Genomic DNA, 2,309 nt, shown 5'->3' with positions numbered 1-2,309 from the left:
GCCGTCGCCGTTGATGTCGATCTTCTCGCCGATGAGGTAGTCACCGGGGTCGGAGGCGTTGTTCGCGTAGAACTCCACGCCCGTGCCGAAGATGTCCGAGGTGGCCTCGTTCAGGCCGCCGGACTCGCCCGAGTAGTTCAGGCCCGCGGTGTTGGAGGTGACACCGTGGCTCATCTCGTGGCCCGCGACGTCCAGCGAGGTCAGCGGGTCGACGTTGCCGGAGCCGTCGCCATAGGTCATGCAGAAGCAGCTGTCGTCCCAGAACGCGTTCACGTAGGCGTTGCCGTAGTGGACGCGGGAGTAGGCGCCGACGCCGTTGTTCTTGATGCCGTTGCGGCCGAAGGTGTTCTTGTAGAAATCCCAGGTCTCCGCCGCGCCGTAGGCGGCGTCAGCGGCCGCGGTCTGGTCGGAGGAGGAGCTGGAGGCGGTGCCGGTGCCGAAGACGTTGGTGGTGCTGGACACCAGAGTGCCCGTGCCGGACGTCTTGCGGGCCAGGTTGTACGTCTTGTGGTTGCCCCGGGCGCTGTCGGTGAGCTGGTACGTCGAGCCCGACTGCACGGAGTTGAGGGTGACCGTGCCGGAGTACAGCGTCTTGCCGGTCGCGTTCTCGACGCCCTGGTACTCGTAGAGCTTCTTGCCGGTGGCCGCGTCGGTGATCACGTGGAGCTGGTTCGGGGTGCCGTCGTCCTGGAGACCGCCGACGACCGTCTCGTAGGCGAGGACGGGCTTGCCGGAGCCGGCCCAGACGACCTTGCGGGCGCCGTCCGACTCGGTCTTGGCGGAGCCGAGCGTCTTCGCGGCGCCGACGGCCTGCTTCTCCGCCTTGGCCGGGGTGATCTGCGGCTTCAGCGAGGCCACCTTGATGGCCGACTTGGTGGCCTTGGTGACGCCCTCGGCCTTGCCGGACTTGGCGGTGTGCACCACGAGGTCGCCGCCGAGGACCGGAAGGCCCGCGTAGGTGCGCTCATAGCGGGTGTGGACGGTGCCGTCGACGTCCTTGACGACGTCTCTGACCACCAGCTTCTCCTTGGCGCCGAGACCTATGCGCTGGGCGGTCTCAGGGGCGTCGGACTGCGCCTGCTGGATCAGCGTGGTGCGGGCCGAGGCCGACAGCAGCGTCGGGGCGGCGGCCAGGGTCTTGTTCTCGGCGCTCGCGCTGGAGGACAGGCCCGTGGAGAGGAGGGCACCGGCGGCGACGGCGGTGGCGATGACGAGCGAGGTGCGCTTGTGACGCGCGTAGAGGGGGCTCACAGTAGCTCCTTGACGTGGGGGCGTCGGCCAGCGTGGGGTCACTGGCCGGGTGGTGCGTACTGAAGTCGCTGTGCTGCGGCGGGTGGGGAGAGCGTGGCACCAGGGACGCGTACATGTCATGACCCTGCGGTGATGTTGGCCGAAAGTTTGCGTCTTGATGTTGTTGCGGGCGTGTGAACGGGGGCCGTCCGGAGGGCTGTTCACCTTCCGGACGGCACCCGTTCACCGGCCGCGAGGGGCGGCGGAAGGGTGGTCTACGGGAAGGTGACCTTCCAGGAGTTGAGCGTGCCCTTGTCCTGCGCCGCCTGGTCCTGAACCTTCAATTTCCAGGTGCCGTTGGCGGGTTCGGCCGATGCGTTCACGGTGTAGGTCTCGTCCACGTCGTCCCCGGAGTCCGAGGAACTGAAGTTCTTCAGCCGGTACGAGGTGCCCGACGGGCCGACCAGATCGATCACCAGATCGCCGCGCCAGGTGTGGGTGATGTTGACGGCCACGCGCAAGTTGCTTGGCGCGTTTCCGCTCCTGCCGGCGACCGTGATGTCCGAGGTGATCGCGGGACCGTTGTCCGGGATCGCCACCGGAGTGGTGGATTCGTACGAGGTGCCCGTGTCGCCGCCGGGCCGGGTGCCGACCCCGACGCCCGCCCAGGCGTCCTGCACGGCCGCGTACTCGGCGCTGGTGGTGCCGTACAGCTCACCGGCGGCGGCCAGGGTGCCGGTGCGGGCGCCCGAGTAGTTGGTGGTGGAGGTCCACTTGGTGGTGAGCGCCCGGTACCAGATCTGGAGGGCCTTGGCCCGGCCGATGCCGGTGACCGGGAGGCCGTCGGCGGTGGGGGAGTCGTAGGAGACCCCGTCGATCACCTTGGCGCCGCTGCCCTCGCTCAGCAGATAGAAGAAGTGGTTCGCCGGGCCGGAGGAGTAGTGCACGTCCACCCCGCCGATACCGGAGTACCAGCTGTCCTTGGACGCGCCGTCCTTGCTCGGCTTGTCCAGGTAACGCAGCGGGGTGCCGTCGCCGTTGATGTCGATCTTCTCGCCGATGAGGTAGTCACCGGGGTC

General features: G+C 68.3%; 2 protein-coding genes. Both read right to left on the bottom strand.

What is annotated here, in order from left to right:
* A partial coding sequence (locus GT030_RS34140; RefSeq protein ID WP_161204378.1) for a M4 family metallopeptidase occupies positions 1 to 1,251 on the bottom strand: 1,251 nt, incomplete at its 3' end.
* Positions 1,252 to 1,505: 254 nt separating this feature from the next.
* The coding region (locus tag GT030_RS34135) for a M4 family metallopeptidase (RefSeq protein WP_202460913.1) at positions 1,506 to 2,309 on the bottom strand (804 nt) is incomplete at its 5' end.

Source organism: Streptomyces sp. SID1328 (genome assembly GCF_009865595.1).
In the GTDB taxonomy this organism is placed as follows: Bacteria; Actinomycetota; Actinomycetes; order Streptomycetales; family Streptomycetaceae; genus Streptomyces; species Streptomyces griseoluteus.
This window is presented reverse-complemented; position numbering and strand designations above follow the sequence as displayed.